17 protein-coding genes are annotated in these 22546 nt (G+C 63.8%); 6 read left to right on the top strand and 11 right to left on the bottom strand.

Going from position 1 to position 22546, the window contains the following annotated elements; all coding sequences use genetic code 11:
- Positions 1–256: 256 nt before the first annotated feature.
- From H0241_RS06740 to H0241_RS06730, 3 genes are all read right to left on the bottom strand, one after another.
- A complete protein-coding gene (locus H0241_RS06740; RefSeq protein WP_181056621.1) occupies positions 257–2629 on the bottom strand; it encodes an aldehyde dehydrogenase family protein in 2373 nt (790 codons plus the stop codon).
- Positions 2630–2696: 67 nt separating this feature from the next.
- The gene (deoC, locus tag H0241_RS06735; RefSeq protein ID WP_181056620.1) at positions 2697–3746 is read right to left on the bottom strand and encodes a deoxyribose-phosphate aldolase; all 1050 of its coding nucleotides are present in this window, start codon (positions 3744–3746) and stop codon (positions 2697–2699) included.
- A 220-nt stretch (positions 3747–3966) separates the two neighbouring features.
- Complete coding sequence (locus tag H0241_RS06730; RefSeq protein WP_181056619.1) at positions 3967–4794, bottom strand: ferredoxin--NADP reductase; 828 nt, start codon at positions 4792–4794, stop codon at positions 3967–3969.
- A 240-nt stretch (positions 4795–5034) separates the two neighbouring features.
- Between H0241_RS06730 and H0241_RS06725 the strand changes: the two genes are divergently transcribed.
- Positions 5035–7119, top strand: coding sequence for a hydantoinase/oxoprolinase family protein (locus H0241_RS06725; protein ID WP_181056618.1), 2085 nt, complete (start codon positions 5035–5037; stop codon positions 7117–7119).
- Position 7120: 1 nt separating this feature from the next.
- Complete coding sequence (locus H0241_RS06720; RefSeq protein WP_181056617.1) at positions 7121–8806, top strand: hydantoinase B/oxoprolinase family protein; 1686 nt, start codon at positions 7121–7123, stop codon at positions 8804–8806.
- A 41-nt stretch (positions 8807–8847) separates the two neighbouring features.
- Here the strand turns inward: H0241_RS06720 and H0241_RS06715 are convergent, their stop codons facing one another.
- Positions 8848–9738 (bottom strand): SGNH/GDSL hydrolase family protein, encoded by an 891-nt coding sequence (locus H0241_RS06715; protein WP_181056616.1) that lies wholly within the window; start codon positions 9736–9738, stop codon positions 8848–8850.
- 254 nt (positions 9739–9992) lie between these two features.
- Between H0241_RS06715 and H0241_RS06710 the strand changes: the two genes are divergently transcribed.
- Complete coding sequence (locus tag H0241_RS06710; RefSeq protein WP_181056615.1) at positions 9993–10763, top strand: ABC transporter substrate-binding protein; 771 nt, start codon at positions 9993–9995, stop codon at positions 10761–10763.
- A 71-nt stretch (positions 10764–10834) separates the two neighbouring features.
- The gene (locus H0241_RS06705) at positions 10835–11950 is read left to right on the top strand and encodes an aminomethyltransferase family protein (RefSeq protein ID WP_181056614.1); all 1116 of its coding nucleotides are present in this window, start codon (positions 10835–10837) and stop codon (positions 11948–11950) included.
- A gap of 84 nt (positions 11951–12034) precedes the next feature.
- Here H0241_RS06705 and H0241_RS06700 read toward each other — a convergent pair whose 3' ends face one another.
- The 6 genes from H0241_RS06700 to H0241_RS06675 are packed head-to-tail and all read right to left on the bottom strand — an operon-like array spanning position 12035 to position 19153.
- Complete coding sequence (locus tag H0241_RS06700; protein WP_181056613.1) at positions 12035–12496, bottom strand: MarR family winged helix-turn-helix transcriptional regulator; 462 nt, start codon at positions 12494–12496, stop codon at positions 12035–12037.
- Entirely contained in the window at positions 12493–13077 is a 585-nt protein-coding gene (locus H0241_RS06695; protein ID WP_023806235.1) for an amino acid synthesis family protein, read from the bottom strand. The genes H0241_RS06700 and H0241_RS06695 overlap by 4 nt, the downstream gene beginning before the upstream one ends.
- Entirely contained in the window at positions 13070–13954 is an 885-nt protein-coding gene (locus H0241_RS06690; protein ID WP_181056612.1) for a UPF0280 family protein, read from the bottom strand. The genes H0241_RS06695 and H0241_RS06690 overlap by 8 nt, the downstream gene beginning before the upstream one ends.
- Entirely contained in the window at positions 13954–15495 is a 1542-nt protein-coding gene (locus tag H0241_RS06685) for a 6-hydroxynicotinate reductase (RefSeq protein ID WP_181056611.1), read from the bottom strand. Before H0241_RS06685 ends, H0241_RS06690 begins: the two co-directional genes overlap by 1 nt.
- Positions 15492–18278, bottom strand: coding sequence for a molybdopterin-dependent oxidoreductase (locus H0241_RS06680; protein ID WP_407941729.1), 2787 nt, complete (start codon positions 18276–18278; stop codon positions 15492–15494). The genes H0241_RS06685 and H0241_RS06680 overlap by 4 nt, the downstream gene beginning before the upstream one ends.
- 11 nt (positions 18279–18289) lie before the next feature.
- Entirely contained in the window at positions 18290–19153 is an 864-nt protein-coding gene (locus H0241_RS06675; RefSeq protein WP_181056609.1) for an FAD binding domain-containing protein, read from the bottom strand.
- Between the two features lie 300 nt (positions 19154–19453).
- On the opposite strand from H0241_RS06675, the gene pncA reads away from it, so the two are divergent.
- Positions 19454–20068 carry a bifunctional nicotinamidase/pyrazinamidase gene (gene pncA / locus H0241_RS06670; protein WP_181056608.1) on the top strand — a complete coding sequence of 205 codons (615 nt, stop codon included), beginning with the start codon at positions 19454–19456 and terminating at the stop codon, positions 20066–20068.
- A 22-nt stretch (positions 20069–20090) separates the two neighbouring features.
- Here pncA and H0241_RS06665 read toward each other — a convergent pair whose 3' ends face one another.
- Entirely contained in the window at positions 20091–20774 is a 684-nt protein-coding gene (locus H0241_RS06665; RefSeq protein WP_181056607.1) for a hypothetical protein, read from the bottom strand.
- Between the two features lie 258 nt (positions 20775–21032).
- On the opposite strand from H0241_RS06665, the gene H0241_RS06660 reads away from it, so the two are divergent.
- Positions 21033–22463, top strand: a complete 1431-nt coding sequence (locus tag H0241_RS06660; protein WP_235984054.1) for a sodium:proton antiporter — start codon at positions 21033–21035, stop codon at positions 22461–22463.
- Positions 22464–22546: the final 83 nt, after the last annotated feature.

Below are 22546 nucleotides of genomic sequence, written 5' to 3'. Positions count from 1 at the left end.
GATTTACTGACGGCTGACCAAGGCGTCCTGTACCAGACAGGCGCGACTATGCGGCCTGCACAATCCATCAGTCCACGAATAATATATGTTTTTTCTCGTTAAAGAACACAGGTTCAGGCGTCAAGCCCGAACGCGATCACCTTCACGACAGCCGATGTAATGCACATCGCCTGCTCTGACGCAACGACATGTATGACAACAGGACAATGAGTCACGCTGCCTTGGTTCGTTCAAACACGAAGCGCCTCAGCGACATTCAGTCGCCGTAAGGCACCCAGACGTTCTTCACCTCCACGGCGCGGCGCAGCAGGGCATCGCCGGCGGCTTCATCGGACGCCCAGTCGAGGCTGCGGCCGTTGCCGGTCCAGACGCGCTTGAGATTGCCGATGGAATCGGCCTCCGCCTTGGCGCAGGTGTCGGCATCGGCGAACAGCCAGAGCCCGTCGACATCGTCGTGCTTGGCCAGCACGCCGGCAAGTTCCGCCGTGCGACCGGTGACGATGTTGATGGCGCCGGCAGGGACGTCGGAATATTCGATCACCTGGTAGAGATCGGTGGCGAGCAGCGGGTATTTTTCCGACGGCACGGCGACCACGGTGTTGCCCATGGCAAGCGCTGGGGCGACCAAGGAAATGAATCCGAGCAGCGGCCCGCTGTCCGGTGCCACGATGCCGACGACACCGACCGGCTCGTGCAGCGCCAGCGTGACGGCGCGGGCCGGCGGCTGATGCACCCTGCCTTCGAACTTGTCGGCGAGGCCGGCATAGAGGAAGAGGCGCTCTATGGACTGTTCTACTTCTTCCCGCGCCGCCTTGGCGTTGGCGCCGGTCAGTTCCGTGAGACGGGTGGCGAACTCGCCGGCACGTCCGGACAGATTTTCGGCGAGGTAATAGAGCACCTGGGAACGGTTGTAGGCGGTCGCTTCCGGCCAGGCTTTACAGGCGCGGGCCGCCGCAACGGCGTCACGGATATCCTTGCGGCTGCCGAGGCCGACTTCGCCGGCGAGCTTGCCCTTGGCGGTGGCGACGGCGAGTGAGTAGTTGCCGTCCGGCCGGACCTGCTTGCCGCCGATGAACAGCTTTGCCGTACGATCGATGGCGCCACCATCCGCTTGCTCGACAGGCTGTGCCGAAGACATTGCCGGCTTGATGACAGGGCCAAGCGGCAGTTTTGCCGTGAGATATTCGAGCATGCCCTCGCGCCCGCCTTCGCGACCAAAACCGCTTTCGCGATAGCCGCCGAAGCCGCAGGCAGCGTCGAACATGTTGGTGCCGTTGACCCAGACGACGCCGGCCTTCAATTGCGGCGCGACGTGCAGCGCTAGGTTGATGTTCTCGCTCCACACCGAGGCGGCAAGCCCATAGCGCGTGTTGTTGGCAAGCTCGATCGCTTCCTCGGTGTTGCGGAAGGTCATGGTGGCCAGAACCGGGCCGAACACCTCTTCCTGTGCCAATATGTTAGCCGGCGAAACGCCGGTGGCGAGCGTCGGCAGATGATAGTAGCCGGAAGACGGCAGCGCTGCGTCCGGCTGCCAGCAGACGGCGCCTTGTTTTGCGCCCTCGGCGACCAGACCTTTGACCCGGTCGAGCTGCGTGGCGTCGACCAGCGGGCCGATATCGGTGTTCTTGTCGAGCGGGCTGCCGACGCGCAGCCGGCTCATCCTGACCTTGACCTTGGCGATCAAGGCTTCGGCAATGCCTTCCTGCACCAGAAGCCGCGACCCCGCGCAGCAGACCTGGCCCTGGTTGAACCAGATGCCGTCGACCAGACCTTCGACGGCGCTGTCGAGATCGGCGTCCTCGAAGACGATGAAGGCCGACTTGCCACCGAGTTCCAGCGACAGTTTCTTGCCCGATCCAGCCGTGGCCTTGCGAATGATCTTGCCGACTTCGGAGGAGCCGGTGAAGGCGATCTTCTGGATGCCGGGATGGTTGACGATGGCCACGCCCGCTTCCGGTCCGCCTTGGACGATGTTGACGACGCCTTTCGGCACGCCGGCGCGCTCGCAGATTTCGGCAAACAGAATAGCGGTGAGCGGCGTGAATTCGGCCGGCTTCAGCACCACCGTGCAGCCGGCGGCAAGGGCGGGCGCGATCTTCCAGGCCAGCATCAGCAGCGGGAAATTCCACGGGATGATCTGGCCGACGACGCCGACGCCCTTGTTGCCTGGGAAATCCTTGTCCAGCGCCTGCGCCCAGCCGGCATGGTGGATGAAATGGCGGATGGCGAGCGGCACGTCGATGTCGCGGCTTTCGCGGATCGGCTTGCCGTTGTCGATTGTCTCAAGCACCGCGAACAGGCGCTGATGCCGCTGCATGGCGCGGCCGATGGCGTAGAGCACTTTGGCACGCTGGTAGCCTGAAGATGCCGACCATTTCGGCAGTGCCTTGGTGGCTGCGGCAACCGCGGCGTCGATATCCGCGGCGCCTGCATCCGAGATCTTGCCCAGCAGCTTGCCGGATGACGGCTCGCTGGTGTCGAAGGTCTTGCCGCCCGCAGCGGCTTTCCAGGCACCGTCGATGAACAGCGCCTTGCCGAAGTCGCGCGCGGCGAGCCACGCATCGGCCTCGTTGCGGGCTTCCGGCGCCGGCCCGTATTCCATGGCGTGATAGCGTTCGAGAATGTTCATGTGGTGCCTCCTTCACCCTCCTCCTTGTGGGGAGGGTCGATCGGCAAAGCCGATCGGGGTGGGGGTTTCACGCCATCGCGTGGCGATGATTGGCCGAATAGTGCCCGGTCAGGTGGTGCTCGAGCTGGCGCTCGATATCGGTCAAAAGGCTTGAGGCGCCGAAGCGGAACAGGTCCGGCTCCAGCCATGGCCGTCCGAGTTCTTCCTTCATCAGCACCAGCCAGTCGAGCGAGGCTTTGGCGGTGGAAATGCCTCCGGCCGGCTTGAAGCCGATGAGAAAGCCGGTCTCCTCGAAATAGGCCCTGATGGCGCGAACCATGGCGAGGCCAACGGGCAGCGTGGCGTTGACGCTTTCCTTGCCGGTCGAGGTCTTGATGAAATCGGCGCCCGCCATCATCGCCACCATCGAGGCCAGCATGACATTGCGCAGCGTGGCGAGGTCGCCGGTGCCGAGGATGACCTTCAAATGCGCATCGCCGCAGGCTTCGCGCATCGAGACGATCTCGTTGTAGAGCTCCTGCCATTTGGCGCCGAAGACCAGGCCGCGCGGGATGACGACGTCGATCTCGTCGGCGCCGTCGCGTACCGATGCCTCGATCTCCTGCAGGCGCGTCGACAGCGGCGCGAGGCCGTGCGGGAAGGCGGTGGAGACGGCGGCGACATGGATGCCGGTGCCGCGCACGGCATCGACAGCCGTGGCGACGAAGGGATGATAGACGCAGACCGCCGCCGGGCGGATTTTCTCGCCTTCGATGCCAAGACCCTCGACGATGTCGCGGCGGAACGGGTTGATCGCCTTGGCGCACAGACGGCGCACCCGCTCTTCGGTGTCGTTGGAGTTCAGCGTCGTCAAATCCATGCAGGAGACGGCGCGCAGCAGCCAGGCGGCCTGGTTGTCGGCCTTGATCGAGCGCCTTTTGGTCAGGCTGGCGACGCGGCGCTCCAGCGCCGAGCGGTTGACGGAGCGCACCGATTCCATGAAGCCGAGATCGAGCCGCATGCCGGTGTTGCGGGCAATGCCATGGGTTTGCGGCACGGGCGTGTTGGCGGCGGCACGCGCCGGTAGCGGCGTGATCTTGGATGCGCCGAGATCGGCTTCGCGGATTGTGCTGCTCATCTCCTGCCCTTTCGCTCGACGATTTTACGTCGTGGTGTGTGTCGTTGCTCCCGGACCGCATAGCGGTTTTGGGCGACACACGCCGAAGATAGCCCGTGAATCGATGCTTCACGAGTCCTTCAAGCGGTCATAGCGGAAAAAGGCGGCGAGAGCAGCTGAATTTTGACCGTATGGTCAAAACGTGAATCCGAGAGCGCAGGCGCCGAAGCGCCGGCTGATGTCAGCCGACGAAAGCGCGCTCGACGACGAAAGTCGAGGGATGGCTGAGCGAACCCTCATGGAAGCCGAGGCTTTCGGCCAGTTCCTTGACGTCCTTCAGCATGTGCATCGAGCCGCAGATCATGATGCGGTCGGTCTCCGGATTGAGCTTCTCGATGCCGAGGTCGGCGTAGAACTTGCCGGAGCCGATCAGCGCGGTGATGCGGCCCATGCGCGCCGAGTCTTCGCGGGTCGTCGAGTTATAGAGGGTGACGCGGCCGCCGGTCAGTTCGCCGATCAGCGGGTCGGTCTCGAGCCCCGCCACCAACTCCTGGCCATAGACCAGTTCGGCATTGTCGCGGCAGGTGTGGGTCAGGATGACCTGTTCGAACTTTTCGTAGGTGTCGGGATCGCGCAGCAGGCTGGCGAAGGGCGCAATGCCGGTGCCGGTCGAGATCATGAACAGGCGCTTTGCCGGGGTCAGCGCGTCGACGACCAGCGTGCCGGTCGACTTCTGGCGCATGATGACGGTGTCGCCGACCTGGATCTTCTGCAGCTCGGAGGTCAGCGGGCCGTCCGGCACCTTGATCGAGAAGAATTCAAGCTCTTCGTCCCAGGCCGGGCTGGCCACCGAATAGGCGCGGTATACCGGCTTTTCGGCATTGGGCAGGCCGATCATGACGAACTCGCCGGAGCGGAAGCGCAGCGACTGCGGACGGGTGATGCGGAACGAGAACAGGCGGTCGGTGTAGTGCTTCACCGACACCACCGTTTCGGCATAGACATTGGCCGGAATCGGGAACTGCAGCGGACGGGCTCCGGCCGTGTTGAATGCGGATGTGGTGTTCATCAAATCCAACTCTGTCTTGCCCACTCAACTATGCGGGCGCCAAACCATTTCCTGCGCGCCCGGACCGTTCAGGTCCCGGCGTGCCGTTCACACACATCGAAGCGGTAAGCCTTTGGAAAGCGGTAAGCTCTTGTGTCCGGAATTTATTAGTATACAAACGATATTTGCGTCAAGATACCACGGTAGAACAGCTTTCCAAACTGCGGCACATTCGTAGTCCTGGCATTTCGGGTTTCGACAATGAAAGAGAATTTTTCGGTGCAACAGCCGGATTCCCTCGGTAACGTCGTTGCCGGCATCGATGTCGGCGGAACCTTCACCGACCTCATTTTGATCGACGGCAAGGACGGCGGCAGGGTGCATATCGCCAAGACGCCGACCACGGTCGACAACCAGGCTTTCGGCGTGGTTTCAGCGCTTGGCGCCACCGGCTTTGCCATAGACGGCATCGACCTCATCGTGCATGGCACGACCACCACCACCAATGCGGTTCTGGAACGCCGGCTGGCGAAGACCGGCATGATCACCACGCGCGGTTTTCGCGACGTGATCGAGCTTGGCCGGCGCACACGGCCACAGCCCTATGGCATGACCGGAACGTTCGTTCCGATTATCCCGCGCGATCTCAGGTTGGAAGTGTCGGAGCGCGTCGAGGCCTCGGGCGCGGTACGCACGCCGCTCGACGAGGCCGAGATGCGCGCGGCAGTGAACGTGTTGGTCGACCTCGGTTGCGAATCCCTGGTCATCCATTTCCTGCACTCCTATGCCAACCCCAGGCATGAGCGGCGCGCCGCCGAAATTGCCGCCGAGCTCTGGCCGAACAGCTACATCACCACGGGCCATGCGCTGCTGTCGGAAGCGCGCGAATTCGAACGCGGCGTGACCGCCGCGGTCAACGCCTCGGTGCAGCCGATCCTCGAGCGCTATGTCGAGCGGCTGCGCAAGGAATTGGCCGCCAAAGGCTATGCCCGCGACTTCCTGATCATGAACGGCAATGGCGGCATGATCTCGGCCCGTTTCGTCACCAGGGAATCGGCCAAGACCGTGATGTCGGGCCCGGCGTCCGGTGTCATTGCCGCCGCCTATACGGGCAAGCGTGCCGGCTTCGAGAATCTCGTCACCTACGATATGGGCGGCACCTCGACCGACGTGGCGCTGATCCGCAACGCCGAACCGGCGGTCTCCAACGAGATCGAGATCGAATATGCGATGCCGATCCATGTGCCGATGGTGGCAGTGCACACAGTCGGCGCCGGCGGCGGCTCGATCGCGCGCGTCGATGCGGCCGGCCTGATCCAGATCGGCCCGGAAAGTGCCGGCGCCAATCCCGGCCCGATCTGCTACGGCCGCGGCGGCCTGGAGCCAACCATCACCGACGCCAATCTGGTGCTGGGACGCCTGGCGCCGAAGAAGCTGCTGGCAGTTGAAAACCCGGTCACGGTCGAGCGCGTCACCGGCATTTTCGAGAACAGAATAGGCAAGGCTACCGGCCTTTCCGGCGTCGAGGCGGCGGGCGCAATCCTGCGGCTCGGCAACATGAAGATGGCCGGCGCCATCCGCATGGTCTCGGTGTCGCGCGGCCATGATCCGCGCGATTTCGCGCTGTTCGCCTTCGGCGGCGCCGGGCCGCTGCACGCATCCGCGCTGGCGCGTGAACTCGGCCTGCCCCGTGTGCTGGTGCCGGCGCGTCCGGGCATCACCAATGCGCTTGGCTGCGTCGTCGCCGATCTGCGCCATGACTTCGTCAACACCATCAACCAGCCGGTCGCTGTGCTCGATGAAGCCAGGCTTCGCGAGGTGCTCGAACGCCACCGTAGCGAAGGCGAAGAGCTTATCGGCAAGGAAGCTGTAAAGCCGGAGACGATCCGCGTCACCCATTCCGCCGACATGCAGTTCGTCGGCCAGACCCACATCATCAACGTGGCGCTGCCGTCGTCATCGGTGACGCGGAACGAGTTGCAGGCGCTGTTCGAAAAGGCCTATTTCGCCCGCTTCAAGGTCGAACTGCCGGAAATTCGCGCCAATCTGGTCAATCTCAACACCTCGGTCACCGGCGTGCGGCCGGCGATCGACCTGTCGCGGCTGATCGACCCGGCCGGGCGCGCCAGGACGCTCGACGAGGCGCTGCGCGAGACAAGGCCGGTCTGGTATGCCGGACGCTGGCACGATACGCCGGTGTATGCGCGCGAAAAGCTGCCGCTCGATGCCGTCATCGAAGGGCCGGCGATCCTCGAACAGATGGACGCCACCACCGTGCTTGAACCCGGCGACCGCGCACGCTCGGACGCCGACGGCAACATCATCATCGACATCGGCGAGGCCTGAGATGCAAAAGCTCGACGCCATCACGCTTTCGGTTCTGCAGGCGGCCTTGCAGCAGGTCTGCGACGAGATGGACCTGACCTTTTCACGCGCCGCCTTCTCGCCTGTCATCGCCGAGGCCAATGACCGTTCCGACGGCATCTATTCGGCCGTCGACGGCTCGCTGATCGCACAGGGCAGCCAGGGCCTGCCGGTGTTTGTCGGCGTCATGCAGTATTCGACCAAGACGGTGATCGAGATGATCGCCGACGGCCGTTGCCTAGCGCCGGAGCCGGGTGACATCTACATCGTCAACGACCCCTATCTCGGCGGTACGCATCTGATGGATGTGCGCTTCGCCATGCCGGTCTACCGGGACGGCAAGATATTTTGCTGGCTATCGAATACCGGCCATTGGCCCGATATTGGTGGCTCGGTGCCGGGCGGCTTCTCCGCTTCCGCCACCGCCGTCGAACAGGAAGGCCTGCGGCTGCCACCGGTCAAACTGTTCAAGAAGGGCGTGCTCGATACGGAAATCTACGCCATCATCTGCTCCAACATTCGCGTCGCCGACCAGCGCATCGGCGATATCCGGGCGCAGGCCGCGGCACTGCTGATTGGCCAAGACCGGCTCAATGGAATCCTGGATCGTTACGGTGACGAAACTGTTGTCGAGGCGATCGCCGAACTGCGCCGCCGAGCCGCCGAGCAGATGCGCGCCAACATTGCAGCCATCCCCGACGGCACTTATAGCTCGAAGGCCTTTGTCGACTCGGATGGCGTGGTCAACGAGCCGCTGACCATCGCGCTCGCCGTTGAGAAGCAGGGCGACACGCTGACCTTCGATTTCACAGGTTCATCAAAGCCCTGCGCCGGGCCGATGAACAGTGTGCTGGCGACGACCTTGTCCTCGGTCTACCTCGCCATGCGCCATATTTTCCCTGACGTGCCGATCAGCGCCGGGGCTTTCGAGCCACTGATCGTCAAGCGGCCTGAGGGCACTTTCCTCGATGCGAAATATCCGCGTCCGGTTTCAGGCTGCGCGGCGGAAGTCTCGCAGCGCATCGCCGAGGCGGTGTTCGCGGCGATGGTGCAGGCGCTGCCGGAGAAAGTGACGGCGGCGCCCGCCGGCTCGAGCGGCAATTTCGCGCTCGGCGGCAACGATCCGGCGCGCGGCCGCGACTATGTCATGTACCAGATCTCCGGCGGAGGCTATGGCGGTAATTCAGGCCATGACGGCCTGACCAATGGCTGCTCGACCATCGGCATTTCGAAATCGCCGCCGGTCGAGATCATGGAGCAGGCGTTTCCGGTGCTCTACCGCCACTACGCCTTGCGCGAAGGCTCGGGCGGCGCCGGCAAGCAGCGCGGCGGTTTCGGGCTTGCCTATGAAGTCGAGATATTGCGAGGAGAAGCCCGCGCGTCCTTTGTGATGGACCATGGCCGCTTCGGCCCGCAAGGCGCGCTTGGCGGCAAGGACGGTGCGCCCAATACGGTCACGGTGTTTCGCGGTGGCGAGGCGCACGTACCGCCGCATCTATCCAAGGAGCAGGACATCGCACTGAAGGCCGGTGACCGCGTGCGCGTCGGCACGCCGGGCGGCGGCGGCTATGGCGATCCCTCCCAGCGCGATCCGAAATCGGTCGCCGAGGATGTCCGGCTTGGCTACTACACGACTGAGCAAGCCAGAGACCTTTTCGGGGTGAAATAAACTCGACGGCGCCTTGGCGCCGCCGACAGGTAGCCCAACCATCAAGTCTGCAGCTTTGCCTTCAACGCATCGGCGAATTTCTGCGCGATCTTCTTGAAGCCGGCGGGATCGGGATGCAGCTCGTTGGCCCAGTCGGCCACCTTCAACGTTCCCTGCGTGTCGACCAGATGGAAATTGTTGCGCGGCTCGTCGGCCAGGCGCTTCACCACATCGCGGAACGCCGCCAGCGTGTCGTGAACGATGACCGTGCCCTTGGCCACCGACCAGTTGCAGAAGTCGAGCGACGGTTTCAGCCACGGGCCGACACAGGACGGATGCGAACCGTTCGGGATCGGAAAATCATAGCAATGGCCGAAGATCGGCACGCCGGGCGCCACCCGGTCGCGCAGCGCGAACAGATCGAGGTAGCAGGCCTCGACCATGCCGAGCGCCTTGGTGAAACGGTCCTTGTTCAGCCCGGCGGCATGGCCGTCATTGAAGTCGAGGAAGATGCAGAACTGGTCGCCGGCAATGTCGTTGCCGCCGGCCGAGAACAGGATGGCGTCGGGCTTGCCGTCCAGCCAGTTCGCCTTGTTGCGCAAGGCTGAAATCATCCGTTGCTGCTTGGGCAGCGACATCTCGTCGGTTGCCGCATCGCCATGATGGGCAAGGTTGAGGATGGTCGGCGGCATCGGGCCGATCCGGCGCAGCTGCGCGATCACATCGGTGTCGACGAAGGGAAATCCGTTGCCGGTCAGCGGATAGTCAAACCAGGAATCGCCCTGCGCCAGCATCACCAGCGGACGGTTGGCGACGGCGGCTTCGAGATTGCCGGCACTGTCCCTTGCGGTTTCAAGCCGCTCGATATTGGCTTGGTGGACCTTGATGCGCTTGGCGATGTCGTCGTCGATGCGCCGTTGCGCGGCTTCCTGCACGAATTCCTGCTGGTCCATCGAGGTCCTCCCATGACCGTCACAAGGGCTGAACTGCCTGTCTCCAGTCAGCATCTGCCTGCCCACATCAGCAATATGTAATTTAGATCACAGTCAGGCAGCTGCCGCGCCGTGATCGCCGCAGAGCATGTCGTTTCCGTCTCCGCCGCACATCGCAAAGACCGTAGACTTCTATCTTGCTTTTTGCGCAATTCCGGACGGGAAACCGCCAACACTTTCCCTGGAATTGCTTTAATCAAACGGGGAACCAGAACATGCGTCTTTTCGGTCGTTTCGTGCTTGCCGCTTCCGCCGCTCTGCTGCTTGCCACCGGTGCTGCCTCTGCCGAGAAACTCAGGATCGGCACCGAGGGCGCCTATCCGCCCTTCAACTATGCCAATTCGGACGGCACACTGGGCGGCTTCGACATTGATCTCGGCAAGGCGCTGTGCGCTGAGATGAAGGCCGAGTGCGAGTTCTCCGTGCAGGATTTCGATGGCTCCATTCCGGCGCTGCAGGCCGGCAAGTTCGACGCCATCATCAACATCACCATCACGCCGGAACGGGCTGAGAAGGTCGAGTTCACCCACAAATACTACCAGACGCCGCCAGCCATCGCCGTGCCGAAGGATTCGACCGTTGTCGGCACATCGCCCGACGATCTGAAGGGCAAGGTGCTGGGCGTGCAGAGTGCCACCATCCACCAGAATTTCGCCGAGCAGAAATACGCGGGCTCGACCGTCAAGGCCTATCCGACTGGCGACGACGCCCGCACCGACATGGCCAATGGCCGATTGGACGCGATGATGGACGGCTCGATCATCCTGACCGAATGGCTGAAGAAGCCGGACGGCGCCTGCTGCAAGCTGCTCGGCACGCTGACGGCCGACCCGGCCATTCACGGACCCGGCGTCGGCATCGCCCTGCAGAAGGGTAACAAGGAACTGGCCGACAAGTTCAACGCCGCCATCGACGCGCTGCGCGCCAACGGCAAATACAAGGAAATCAACGACAAATATTTTTCGTTCGACGTGTACGGGGGTTAACCCCCTTCACCGATCCGACCTCGGCAGCGCCGCCCGGCGCTGCCGTTTTTCATGCATGACGGAGAAGTTTCTTGGTTGAGCGGCGCTCCCCTTTCTACAACAGCATTGTCGGCCTGGGCGCCACGATGGGCCGGGTCGGCGGCGAGTTCGTCTCGGCCAAATATTATTCCGGCATTGCCGACGAGCACCTGAACACACGCAAAAATGTCGGCGTGCAGGACCTCAGCACGATGGGCAAGATGGATATCAAGGGGCCGGAAGCCGAGGCGCTGGTCAACCATGTCATCGTCAACGATGCCGCCGCCATGAAGCCGGGACAGGTGCGCTATTCCACGGTCTGCCGCGACGATGGCGGCATCATGGACGACCTCACCGTGTTCCGGCTGGGATCAGAGCATTTCATGCTGGTGACCGGCTCGGTCAACCGGCTGAAAATGCTGCCCTGGCTGCAGCATCATGCGCAGGGGCGCAAAGCCTATGTCACAGACATCACCGCGGCCGTGGCCTTCCCGACCATACAGGGGCCGCGCTCGCGCGAACTGCTGAAGGCGCTGGTGTCGGATGCCGATCTCGACGGGCTGAAGCGCTGGGCGTTCACGACAGGGCGCGTCGGTGAGACCAAGGTGCTGATCTCACGCACAGGGGTGACCGGCGAGCTCGGCTTCGAGCTGTTCGTGCCGGCTGACGAGGCTGCCTCTGTCTGGGACGCGCTGATGCGGGCTGGCGCCGATTTCGGCCTGAAGCCATACGGCGTGCTGGCGATGTTCACGCTCGGGCTGGAAAAGGCCTATCCGGCGCATGGCATCGACATGGACGAGAGCCGCACGCCGTTCCATGTCGGGCTCGATCGCTGGATCAAGTTCGACAAGGGCGATTTCATCGGCCGCGAGGCCCTGCTCAAGGGTCGCGACAAGGGGCTCGACGAGCGCTGGACCGGGCTGATCCTCGACGGTGACAAGCCTGCCGCGACCGATGCCAGGGTTTTCGCCGACGGCGAGGATGCTGGCGTCGTCACCTACAGCGACCACGGCTATTCGCTGGGCAAGGTGCTGGCGACCGCGCATCTGCGGCTGCCGTTCACCGCCATCGGCACCGAACTCAGCATCGACATTGACGGCAAGCCGACACGCGCGGTGGTGGCGCCGATGCCGTTTTTCGATCCGGAAGGCGCGAGGCTGCGCGCCTGAAATTTCTTTGTTTGACGCAATTCCCAAGGGAAAGCGCTACGCGCTTTTCCCGGGAAAACCGCTTCGCACTTTTCCTGGAATTGCTTAGGCGAGTTTCGCCAACAGTCGCATAAAGGTTGCTGCCTCCTTGGCGGTCAGCGGCGCCAGCGTTTCCTGGGTGATGGCGCGTGCCAACGGGATCAGCCGTTCGATGGCCTCGCGGCCTTCCGGTGTCAGATTGACCAGAAGGCGCCGCTTGTCGACCTCATGTTTGGTGAGGTCGACGAGACCTCGCGCTTTCAGCCGGTCGATGACGCCCTTGACCGTCGCCGCATCCATGGCGATCAGCGTGCCGAGCTGGTTCTGCGAGGTCTCGCCGACATCGTGCAGCTTGGCGAGTGCTGCGAATTGCGGCGGCGTCAGATCGCCGATCTGCGATGCAAAGATCGAGACATGGCGCTGATGCGCCTTGCGCAGGATGAAGCCGACCTGCTCCTGCAGGCGGTAATCATTATCGTCAGGCTCTTCGGCCTCGACCAGTTTCAGAAGATTGTCCCCGCCGCTCATCGCAAGCCGTCCCAAGCCTTGATGTCGCCGACGGCCAGGCCACCCATGCGGTCATGCACGCGCGGACCGCAGCTCATGGCGAGGCAAAACAGGATTTCGTCGGCACGTGGCCCGTCGCTGAGGCCGACCTCCATGGCGTCGAAATGGCTGCGGACATAGGCGGCGTTGGTGTGGCCGAGCGGCACGTCGAGCCGTGAGCCGAAGGCGCCGACCTTGGTTGCCGACGGCACGATCGCCTTGGCGTCGCCGAGCCGCTCGCGCATGGCATAGCCGCCAGGAACGTGCCACAGCGCGCCATGTTCGAGCTCACCTGACGAGCCGACGATGGTGCCCTTGCCGTAGGCGTCGATCTGCTTGATGTCGCCACCCAATGCAGCAATGAGCTTGTCCGTGAGCAGCAGGCCAAGCGGCTTCAGATCGTCCATGGCGCTCTGCAGTTCTTCCACGTAACGGCCGGCGAACGGGTTCTTCACCAGCGCCACGGCCGCGGCGCGGCGGCGCGGCGCGGCTGCGACCGGCCCGCCATCGTGAAAGATCTCTTCGGTCAGAACCGCGATCTTGCGGATCGGAAACTCAGGCATGGGCAACTTCCTTCCCTGGACTTTTGTTGGGCGCGGCAAGCGCCATGGAACCACTGATGCGGGTCTCTCCGCCAAGAAACAGCGCCGATGCGGCAATCAGGCCGCGCCGGCGAAAATCTTCGGCGACAGCAAGGCCGTTGTCCAGCGCCCGCTCCACGTCGCCACGTGCAAGCGTGCCGACGGCTTGTGTCACCAACCGCGCGCCGAGGTCGCTGTCGGGCGACAGCTCCTGTGCGGGAATGCGCTTGATGGCGGGATTGCCGGGCAGGTCGACGGCGTTGGCAATGAGCGTCGCCGCCGCATCGGCCTCGGCGCCGCTGCGCGCCAGCACTGTGACGGCGTCGGCAATGCCCAGCGAAAACGAGCGGCCGCGCCAGCCACTGGTGGCGACGCCGCGCACACCGTCTGCTGAGCGAATGGTGATGCGGTCGGCCATGCCGTTGCCGGTGCCGGCGATCGCCAGGTTCATCGACTGGCCCTTGCCGATATGAAGCGCGCTGTCGCCGCCATTGTTGACATAGGCGCGATCGAGCTTGCGGCCGGCAAGCAGTGCGGCGAGCATTTCGTCGGCTACCGATCCCGCAACGGCAGCCATCGGTGTTATGAAGCATTCCGCCAAAGGCATGATCGCTGCTTCCATGCGCCGCGCCGTCGGGCCGGCAAAGGTGCGGGGCGCCAGGAAAAATGCCGGGAGCCGCAATTCGGGAAGCTCCTCGACCAACTCTATCAGGATCGTCTGGAAGCGCGCGACAACCTGGTCGTAGGCGGCACGACACTCCTCCGCCTCGCCGAAGGCTTCGACGATCAGGTCGATCGGCCCGTGGTTGAGGTGCAGCCGCTTGCCGTCCTGCAGCCAGTTGACCTGCGGGCCTTGCATCAGCCGGCCCCGGTGGAGCCGGCGCGGTGCAATTGCGCCAGCGGCGGCCAGGGATTGTGTGCCTCGGCACCGGTGCCACGGCGGGGATTGAGGTATTCGCCGCCCTTGGTAACAATATCCTCGACGCTGCGGATCTCGGCCTCGTAGCCGCCCAGCCTGACATAGTCGTCGCGGCGCAGCGTGAATTCGATCGGCGCTACCAATGCCGGGGTCGGCACATAGCCGAAGGCGCCTTCCGGCACGCGGGTGACGTCGACCATCAGCGTGATGCCGCCGCCCGGCCAGACATAGACCGGTGCGCCGCCGACCGTCACATAAGTCTTCAGGCCTTGCACCGAGCGGGTGAGATTGACAGGGTTTTCGGTGACGCCGGCGCGCAGCGATCCGCCGGCGCCGCCGATAAACAGCACGGTGCAGAGCGCTGGCTCGCAATTGTCCTCGATCAGGCCGACCGATTTCTGCAGCCGCTCCGGGAACGGTTTTTCCACAGGCTTCAGATCGTCATCCAGTTCGTAATAGGCGAACTGCTCGCCGGTGGTCGAAACCATCAGCAGCGACAGGCCCGGGCGCGCGCCCTTCTTGGCGTTCCACTCGCCGAGGATCGACAGCGGGTCGGAAATCGAGGTGCCGCCCCAGCCGAGGCCGGGCTCGGAGACCTTGAAATAGCGGCCTGGCGTCGAGCGGCGGCCGATGATCTTGATGCCGGTATCCTGCCAGCCCAGCACCTTGCCGGCCTGATGCTCCGAGACAACGCCGGTAATGTGATCGTCGACCACCACCACCTCGTCGACGAGGCCGCGCCATTGCGTGGCGAACATGCCGATGGTGGCCGAACCGCAGCCGACGCGCATGCGGTGTTCCTGCTTGCCGTCGATGGCAGGTGGTTTGCCGGCTTCGACGATGATGGTGGCGCCGCCGTCGATGGTCAGTTCCACCGGCTTGCGGTTGCACAGATTGAGCATCGCGTCACAGGTTGCCCGTCCTTCGGCCTTGGAGCCGCCGGTCAGATGATGCACGCCACCCAGCGACAGCATCTGCGAGCCATATTCGCCTGTGGTGACGTGGCCGATCGCCTCGCCTTGCGAGCGCACGATTGCCGTCTCCGGGCCGAGATGGCGGTCGGTGTCGATCTTCACCTTGACGCCGCAATAGGAGAAGATGCCCTCGGTGACCACCGTCACCAGCTCGACGCCCTCGACCTCCTGGCTGACGATAAAGGGCGCCGGCTTGTAGTCGGGATAGGTGGTGCCGGCGCCGATGGCCGTGACGAAGCGGCGGCCGGTGTTGACCAGTTCGCCATCCCATTGCTCACCTTCAGCGGTGAAAGGCACGACGGCGCCGCCAGTCTCGGCCGCGTGGTCGAGAATGGTCAAAGGGTCCATGCGCACGATGCTGCCGCCGACGTTGCCGTAGCGATCGCAGGCGCCGGTGCGGCCATCGGCGATGTAGCACATGACCGGACAGGCATCGCAGCGGATCTTCTCCGCCACCAGCTTCTCGCCGGGATCATGGGTTTCGAAGCGTTCGGCAAGCTCGCTCATGCGCGTGCCTCCTTGTCGCGAATCGCGGCGCGGATGCGCGTCGGCGTCGCCGGGACCTTGGTGATGAGAACGCCGGTGGCGTGGCGAATGGCATTGAGGATCGCGGGTGCGGTCGGGATCAGCACATGCTCACCCAAGCCCTTGGCGCCGAACGGCCCTTCCGGATCGGGAACCTCGATCAATATGTGCTCGATCGGCGGTACGTCGCCGATGGTCGGGATGAGATAGTCGTGCAAATTCTCGGTGCGACCGGGGATGTACTCCTCCATCAGCGCCATGCCGATGCCTTGCGCGATGCCACCCTCGATCTGACCTTCGACCAGCAGCGGGTTGATAGCCTTGCCGACATCGTGCGCGGCGGTGATTTTCAACAGCTTCACTGTGCCGAGCTTGAGATCGACTTCGAGTTCGGCGATCTGCGCGCCATAGCCATAGACGGCGTAAGGCTTGCCCTGGCCCTTGGCGTCGAGTGGCAGCGTCGGCGGATCATAGGTTTCCTCGGCGCGGAAGACGAAGCCGTCGCTATCCATATCAAGTGCGGCGAGATCGATGCGGCGAGTGGCTTCACCCTCGCGGATGACGATCGCCGGACCGTCCAATTGCAGAGATGCCTTCTCCGAGACATTGGCAAAACGCAGGATTTTTTCGCGCAGCGCGCGGCCGGCCTTTTCCGCAGCCTTGCCCGTCACAAAAGTCTGGCGCGAGGCCGATGTTTTGCCGGCGTCGGGGCTGATCGCGGTGTCGGCGCTCTTCAGCCGGAATCTTTCCAGCGGCAGGCCGAGCGCGTCGGCGCAGATCTGGGTGATGACGGTGTTGGAGCCCTGGCCGATATCGACGGCACCCTGATGCAAGATGACCTCGCCCGCTGGCGCAATACCAACCCTTATGGTCGACGGATTGGGCAGCGAAGTGTTGCCGCAGCCATACCAGCAGGACGCGACGCCAACGCCGCGCTTTTTGCTCGTATTGGAGGAATTGAATGTATCTGCGTCAGCCGTCGCGCGAGCCCAATGTGGCCGCAAAGAGTCGAGGCACTCGAAAATACCGACGCCCGACTCCAGCCTCTGCCCGGTAACCGTTTCGGAACCGTTCCGAAGGCAGTTTTTCAAGCGGAAATCGAGCCGATCCATGCCCAGTTTGCCAGCGAGCTCGTCATAGAGCGTCTCCTGCATGATCGTCGCCTGCGGCACGCCGAAGCCACGGAAGGCGCCGGAGATCGGCCCGTGCGTGTGGATGGCGCGGCCTTCGGCGCGGTAGTTCGGTGTCGCATAGGGGCCGGAGGCATGCACCGGCACACGGTTGGCGACGGTCGGGCCCCAGCTGGCATAGGCGCCGGTGTTGAAATCGCCTGTGAAGACCATACCGGTGACGCGACCCACGGCATCGGCGCCGATGGTTGCCTTCATCTCGGAGGGATGGCGCTTGGTGGTCGACATCATGGATTCGTTGCGGGTGTAGGCCAGTGCTGCCGGCCGGCCCGTCTTCAGCGCCACAAGGCCGATAAGAGGCTGCAGCGAGACGTCGAGTTTCGAGCCGAAGCCGCCGCCGGTCGCGGTCGGCACGATGCGCACCTTGTCGACGGCAAGGCCGAGCACCTTGGCCGTGTCGTCGCGGTCCATATAAGGTGCCTGCGTGCAGGCAACGACGACCAGCGTGTCGCCATCCATATAGGCATGGCCGGCTTCCGGCTCGATATAGGCGTGCTCGACATAGGAGGTGTCGATGGCACCGGTCGCGGTGAAGGCAGCGCCGGCAAGAGCCGCTTCCGGGTCGCCGCGTTCGACAAAGCCTTTGGTCAACAAATTGTCGGGGCGGTTGGCGTGGATCAGCGCCGCACCGTCGGCCTGCGCGTCGCCGGGCAGCAGAAAATGCGGCAATTCGGTCCAGCGGACCGGGAAATCCTGGAGGTCGAGATCGAGCATCGTCTCACGCTCACCGGCGACCAGCGCGACAGCCTCGCCGCGCAAACGCGCAAAACCTTCGGCCAGCGCCGGCTGGTCGGCGAACGGCCCAATGACACCGAAACAGTTTTTTCCCGGAATGTCGGCGGCGGTGAAGACACCGGCGATGCCGGGGTGCTTCTTCGCCCAGCCGTCGAGATCACCGAAGGCGAAGCTGGCGTGATAATGCGGCGAACGAACCACCAGCACGGCCAGCGCATCGGCGGGGAAGGAATCGCCGCCGAACTTCTCGCCGCCGGTGACTTTTGGCACGCCGTCGAGCCGAACCGGCGACGAGCCGATCGCATGTCCCGATTGCGGCATGCGGAAATCCAGGCCGGCTGCCTGCAAGGAGGCATCCATCACCGCCGCGACGATCTTCCTGTAGCCGGTGCAGCGGCAGAGGATACCGCCCAGCGCATCCTGCACCTCGACCTCTGTCGGGTTCGGCTTTGTCTCCAGCAGTGCCGTTGCCGCGACCAGCAGCGCCGGCGTGCAGATACCGCATTGCGCCGCACCATGCGCCAGGAAAGATGCCTGCAGCGCCGACAGAAGGCCATTGGCGAGGCCTTCGACGGTCGTTACCGATGTCCCGGCTGCGGAGGCCGCAGGCATCAGGCAGGCGCAGACGGCGTCGCCGTCGACCAGCACCGTGCAGGCGCCGCAGTCACCGGCGTCGCAACCGACCTTGGTCCCGGTCAGCTGCAATTCGTCGCGCAGCACCTGCGACAGCCGGCGCAGCGGCGGCACATTGACCGAAACGGCGGCGCCATTGACGGCGAAAGCGATGTCCGCGCGCTCGAGGCCGAAGCTCGGCAAGAGGTCGGGCAGCGCTTCGATCATCTCGGACTGGCTCATGCCGCCACCATCCTGTTGTCGTTGGTCAATCCGCAGGCTCCCAGCACGGCGCGGGCGACGAGCTCGCGCGCCGCATCGAGCCGGTATTCGGCTGTGCCACGCACATCGGCGATCGGCGACAGCTCGGCCATCGGCGCAGACAAGACTGCGTCGGCGAGTGTCGAGAGGGCAGGCTTGCCGCGCAGCACAGCTTCGACACCGGAGAGCCGGCTGGCGACAGCTGAACAGGAGCCAACGGAAACGGCCGCTTCCGTGACTATGCCCTTGTCGATGACAAGGCGCGCCGCCACCATGGCGATAGAGATGACGAGGTAGCGCCGCGCGCCTAGCTTGACGAAAGCGGAGGTACCGGCGGCCGCATGCTTGGGGACGCGGACGGCGGTGACCATTTCGCCGGGCAGCAAAGCCGTGCGGCGGTTACCGAGAATGAAATCCTGCAGCGCCAGGTAGCGCGTCGTCGCCGCCGAGCGCAGCTCGACTTCGGCGTCCAGCACCAGCAGGCCCGGCACGCCGTCGGCAGCCGGCGAGGCGTTGCAGAGATTGCCGGCGATGGAGGCGACATTCTGGATCTGCAGGGAGCCGACCTCGCGCGCGGCCTGCTTCAGCGCATCGAACGCCGCCGGCAGGGGATGGCGAACCAGATCGGTCCAGGTGGTGCGGGCGCCCAAAACCCAATGGCTCTCGGTCTCGGCGATGCCGCGCAGGCAAACCAGGCCATTGATGTCGAGAACATTGTCGCGGAAGGGCTTGGCGCCTTGCGCTGGATAGAAATCGGTGCCGCCGGCAAGCACGCGCCAAGCGCCCTCGCCAAGCAGAGCAAGCGCCTCGTCCAGCGTGGTGGGTTTCGCGTAACGGATCACGCCTTACCTTCCAAGAAAATTTGCCTTCCCAAAAAAGGGCCTTCCATTGGGGCCTTGCCAAAAGTGGGGTCTTCCCAAAAACCCCGCCAGTATTCGATCTGGCCAAATTCATTCGTATGCAAATGATATCAAGCTGGCAGAAATTGTCAAAGCCGGAGTTTGTGGGAACCCGGCCGCCACGCATTTGTTACGCTTGTAGAGGTTGACGCAGGCCGCCATCTGGTCAAGTTTCTGCATCCGGTCGCATCCGCGGCGTTTTACACTCGATCCCCGCTCGAGACGAAGAAGAGGAGAGGCGCCATGGCCGACGAAGCGCTTGTTGTCATCGACCTGCAAAACGACTTCTGCCCCGGCGGCGCGCTGGCGGTTGCCGGCGGCGACGAGATCGTGCCGCTGGTCAACGATTTGATCCGGCACGCCGAGCATGTCGTGCTGACGCAGGACTGGCACCCGGCCGGACATTCGAGCTTTGCCTCCAGCCATCCGGGCGCGCAGCCTTTCAGCGCGATCGACATGCCCTATGGGCCGCAGACGCTGTGGCCGGACCATTGCATCCAGGGCAGTCTAGGCTCGGACTTCCATTCCGGGCTCGCCTGGACCAAGGCCGAGCTGGTGATCCGCAAGGGGTTTCGCCCTGATATCGACAGCTATTCGGCCTTCTTCGAGAACGACCACAAGACGCCGACCGGACTTGCCGGCTACCTCAAGGAGCGCGGTATCGACACTGTTACCCTGGTCGGCCTGGCGACCGATTTCTGCGTCGCCTTCTCGGCGCTCGATGCGGTGAAGCAAGGCTTCAAGACGACGGTGCGGCTCGACGCCTGCCGCGGCATCGATCTCAACGGCTCTGTCGAAGCGATGCTGAAGCGAATGCGTGAGGCCGGGGTGATGCTCGAAGATCAAACTTCGGACTGATGGCTACCCAAATCCTGTCGAGCTATTCGACCTTGACCAGCAACAGCCCGTAATACAGGCCGTTGCCCTGGATCGAAGAGTTCGAATTGCTTTGCACGGAGCCGCCGAACGATGCCTTCAGGGATTCGATTACCAGGCTCTTCACTTCCGCGGACGCGCCGCGCTTGAAGTTGGCGGTATAGACCACGTCGGCCCTGATCGCCCCCTTGGTCTGATAGGCGATCGATTTCTTCTTGAAGCTCTCGACAAGGTCGGCGCAGACAGGTCCGAGCTGCGACCGGATGGTGGCGAGGTCGTCGAAGGCCAGTTGCTCGATCTTCACATTGCTGAACTTCATGGTCACGGATTCGACATTGCTCACACCGGCACTGATGCCGAGATCGGCCAGCGCCGTGGCGTCGAGCTTGAAGGTGCCGTTGAACTCGCGTGATGCTTCCGACGAGGCCGCCGTGTCGATGATCGGTGGCGGCGCATTGGTGAAATCGGGGCGGCAGAGGTAGGTCAGCTTCAGCGGCGAGGCAAAGCCGGAACCCTTGACCGATGTCACCAGCGAGCCCGGGCCATAGGCCGTCGACGGCAAGGCGACGGCTTCGTAGCCGAGCTTTTGTATGGCCGCGGTCGGCGATGGCGACGGCGCTATCGGATCCGGCGTGGTGCAGCCCGCCAACGCGACTGCCCCAAGGACAGCGGCAACTCTCCTGAACATGTGACGCCCCCAGAATTCCCTGAAGTAATGAAGCACGGCAGGAAAAATCATGCAATGCGATTTACTTGGGCAGGGAAGACATGCCGAAACAAAGTCGCCCACAGTGTCTTTACCGCTACATGGGCTGGTGTCGCGACGAAGCTTGTTTCGGCCTCGATCCGCTCCGCGCACCGACCGGCCGAAGCGACCGGGGTTGCGCCGCGCGGCTGGAGCGGCCATTGATCCCTTGCACCGCGCAATCAGACCAGCAGAGGTTCCATGCGACCACCGACAGGCAAGACTGCCCTCCTTGCCAGCCTGTTTCTCCTGGCAACAATAGTGGGCGCTTCGGCGGCCGAAGAGCACGGCCTGCCGGGTGCTGCTATGTCGTTGTGGTGGGGGCTGCCGTTTGCCGGCCTGCTGTTGTCGATCGCCACTGGACCGCTGCTGTTCCACCATGTCTGGGAGCATCACTACGGCAAGATCGCAGCCGTATGGGCGGCGCTGGCGGTGGTGCCGCTGGCGATCGCTTTCGGCATGTCTTTGGCGAGCGAGGCGGTGCTGCACACGCTGCTCACCGAATACATGTCGTTCATTATCCTGCTGTTCGCGCTCTATACCATTTCCGGCGGCATCCTTGTCGCCGGCAACATCCACGGCACGCCGCTGGTCAATGCCGGGCTGCTGCTCGTCGGGGCGATGCTGGCTTCAGTGATCGGCACCACCGGCGCCTCGATGATCCTGATCCGGCCGATGCTGCGCGCCAATGACAACCGGCCGTTCAACGCCCATGTCGTCATCTTCTTCATTTTTCTGGTCTCCAACATTGGCGGCTCGCTGACGCCGCTCGGCGACCCGCCATTGTTCGTCGGCTTCCTGCGCGGCGTCGACTTTTTCTGGACAACCACGAACCTCTGGCGCGAGACGCTGTTCACGGGCGGCCTAGTACTGCTTGTCTTCCTGGCCATCGACATCGTGCTGCATCGCCGCGAAGGCAGCGCGCCGAAGATCAAGGATCCGACGCCGGATACGAAGGTGCGCATTCGCGGCCTGGCCAATCTGCCGCTGCTGGCCGGCGTCATCGGCGCTATCCTGCTCTCGGCAGCATGGAAGCCGGGCGTGAGCTTTTCCGTCCTGGGCATCAGCCTCGAACTGCAAAACCTGGTGCGCGACGCCATCATCCTGGCGCTGGCCTTTCTGTCGCTTGTTGTCTCCTACAAGAGCCATCGCGAGGCGAATGGCTTCACCTGGGGCCCGATCGCGGAGGTGGCAAAACTGTTTGCCGGTATCTTCATCTGCATCGTGCCGGTCATCGCCATCCTGCGCGCCGGCCATGATGGCGCACTGGCGCCCTTGGTCGCGCTGGTCACTTCGCCCACCGGTCAGCCCAACGATCTCGCCTATTTCTGGCTGACCGGCGGGCTGTCGTCCTTCCTCGACAATGCACCGACCTATCTGGTGTTCTTCGAACTGGCCGGCGGCGATGCGCAACGTCTGATGACCGAGTTCGCCTCGACGCTGGCCGCAGTCTCCGCCGGCGCCGTGTTCATGGGCGCCAACACCTATATCGGCAACGCGCCCAACTTCATGGTCTACGCCATCGCAAGGCATCGCGGCGTGAAGATGCCGGGCTTCTTCGGCTATATGGCGTGGTCGGGCGCGGTGCTGGTCCCGATATTTTTGATTGCCGGCTTTTTGTTTTTCGGGTGAGCAGGGCGCTGAGCCCTACCTCCCCCTTGTGGCGAGGTCGGACCGCAGGTCCGGGTGGGGGTCGGCGCCGCACCCCCACCCGG

The organism is Mesorhizobium neociceri (genome assembly GCF_013520985.1).
Taxonomy (GTDB): Bacteria; Pseudomonadota; Alphaproteobacteria; order Rhizobiales; family Rhizobiaceae; genus Mesorhizobium; species Mesorhizobium neociceri.
Note: the sequence above shows the minus strand (reverse complement) of the source record. Positions and strands in the feature narration are given on the sequence as shown.

Excerpts from the sequence above, each read along its gene's own strand:
- H0241_RS06740 (WP_181056621.1), bottom strand. The coding sequence starts at position 2,629 with ATGAACATTCTCGAACGCTATCACGCCATGGAATACGGGCCGGCGCCG.
- deoC (WP_181056620.1), bottom strand. The coding sequence starts at position 3,746 with ATGAGCAGCACAATCCGCGAAGCCGATCTCGGCGCATCCAAGATCACG.
- H0241_RS06730 (WP_181056619.1), bottom strand. The coding sequence starts at position 4,794 with ATGAACACCACATCCGCATTCAACACGGCCGGAGCCCGTCCGCTGCAG.
- H0241_RS06725 (WP_181056618.1), top strand. The coding sequence starts at position 5,035 with ATGAAAGAGAATTTTTCGGTGCAACAGCCGGATTCCCTCGGTAACGTC.
- H0241_RS06720 (WP_181056617.1), top strand. The coding sequence starts at position 7,121 with ATGCAAAAGCTCGACGCCATCACGCTTTCGGTTCTGCAGGCGGCCTTG.
- H0241_RS06715 (WP_181056616.1), bottom strand. The coding sequence starts at position 9,738 with ATGGACCAGCAGGAATTCGTGCAGGAAGCCGCGCAACGGCGCATCGAC.
- H0241_RS06710 (WP_181056615.1), top strand. The coding sequence starts at position 9,993 with ATGCGTCTTTTCGGTCGTTTCGTGCTTGCCGCTTCCGCCGCTCTGCTG.
- H0241_RS06700 (WP_181056613.1), bottom strand. The coding sequence starts at position 12,496 with ATGAGCGGCGGGGACAATCTTCTGAAACTGGTCGAGGCCGAAGAGCCT.
- H0241_RS06695 (WP_023806235.1), bottom strand. The coding sequence starts at position 13,077 with ATGCCTGAGTTTCCGATCCGCAAGATCGCGGTTCTGACCGAAGAGATC.
- H0241_RS06690 (WP_181056612.1), bottom strand. The coding sequence starts at position 13,954 with ATGCAAGGCCCGCAGGTCAACTGGCTGCAGGACGGCAAGCGGCTGCAC.
- H0241_RS06685 (WP_181056611.1), bottom strand. The coding sequence starts at position 15,495 with ATGAGCGAGCTTGCCGAACGCTTCGAAACCCATGATCCCGGCGAGAAG.
- H0241_RS06680 (WP_407941729.1), bottom strand. The coding sequence starts at position 18,278 with ATGATCGAAGCGCTGCCCGACCTCTTGCCGAGCTTCGGCCTCGAGCGC.
- pncA (WP_181056608.1), top strand. The coding sequence starts at position 19,454 with ATGGCCGACGAAGCGCTTGTTGTCATCGACCTGCAAAACGACTTCTGC.
- H0241_RS06665 (WP_181056607.1), bottom strand. The coding sequence starts at position 20,774 with ATGTTCAGGAGAGTTGCCGCTGTCCTTGGGGCAGTCGCGTTGGCGGGC.
- H0241_RS06660 (WP_235984054.1), top strand. The coding sequence starts at position 21,033 with ATGCGACCACCGACAGGCAAGACTGCCCTCCTTGCCAGCCTGTTTCTC.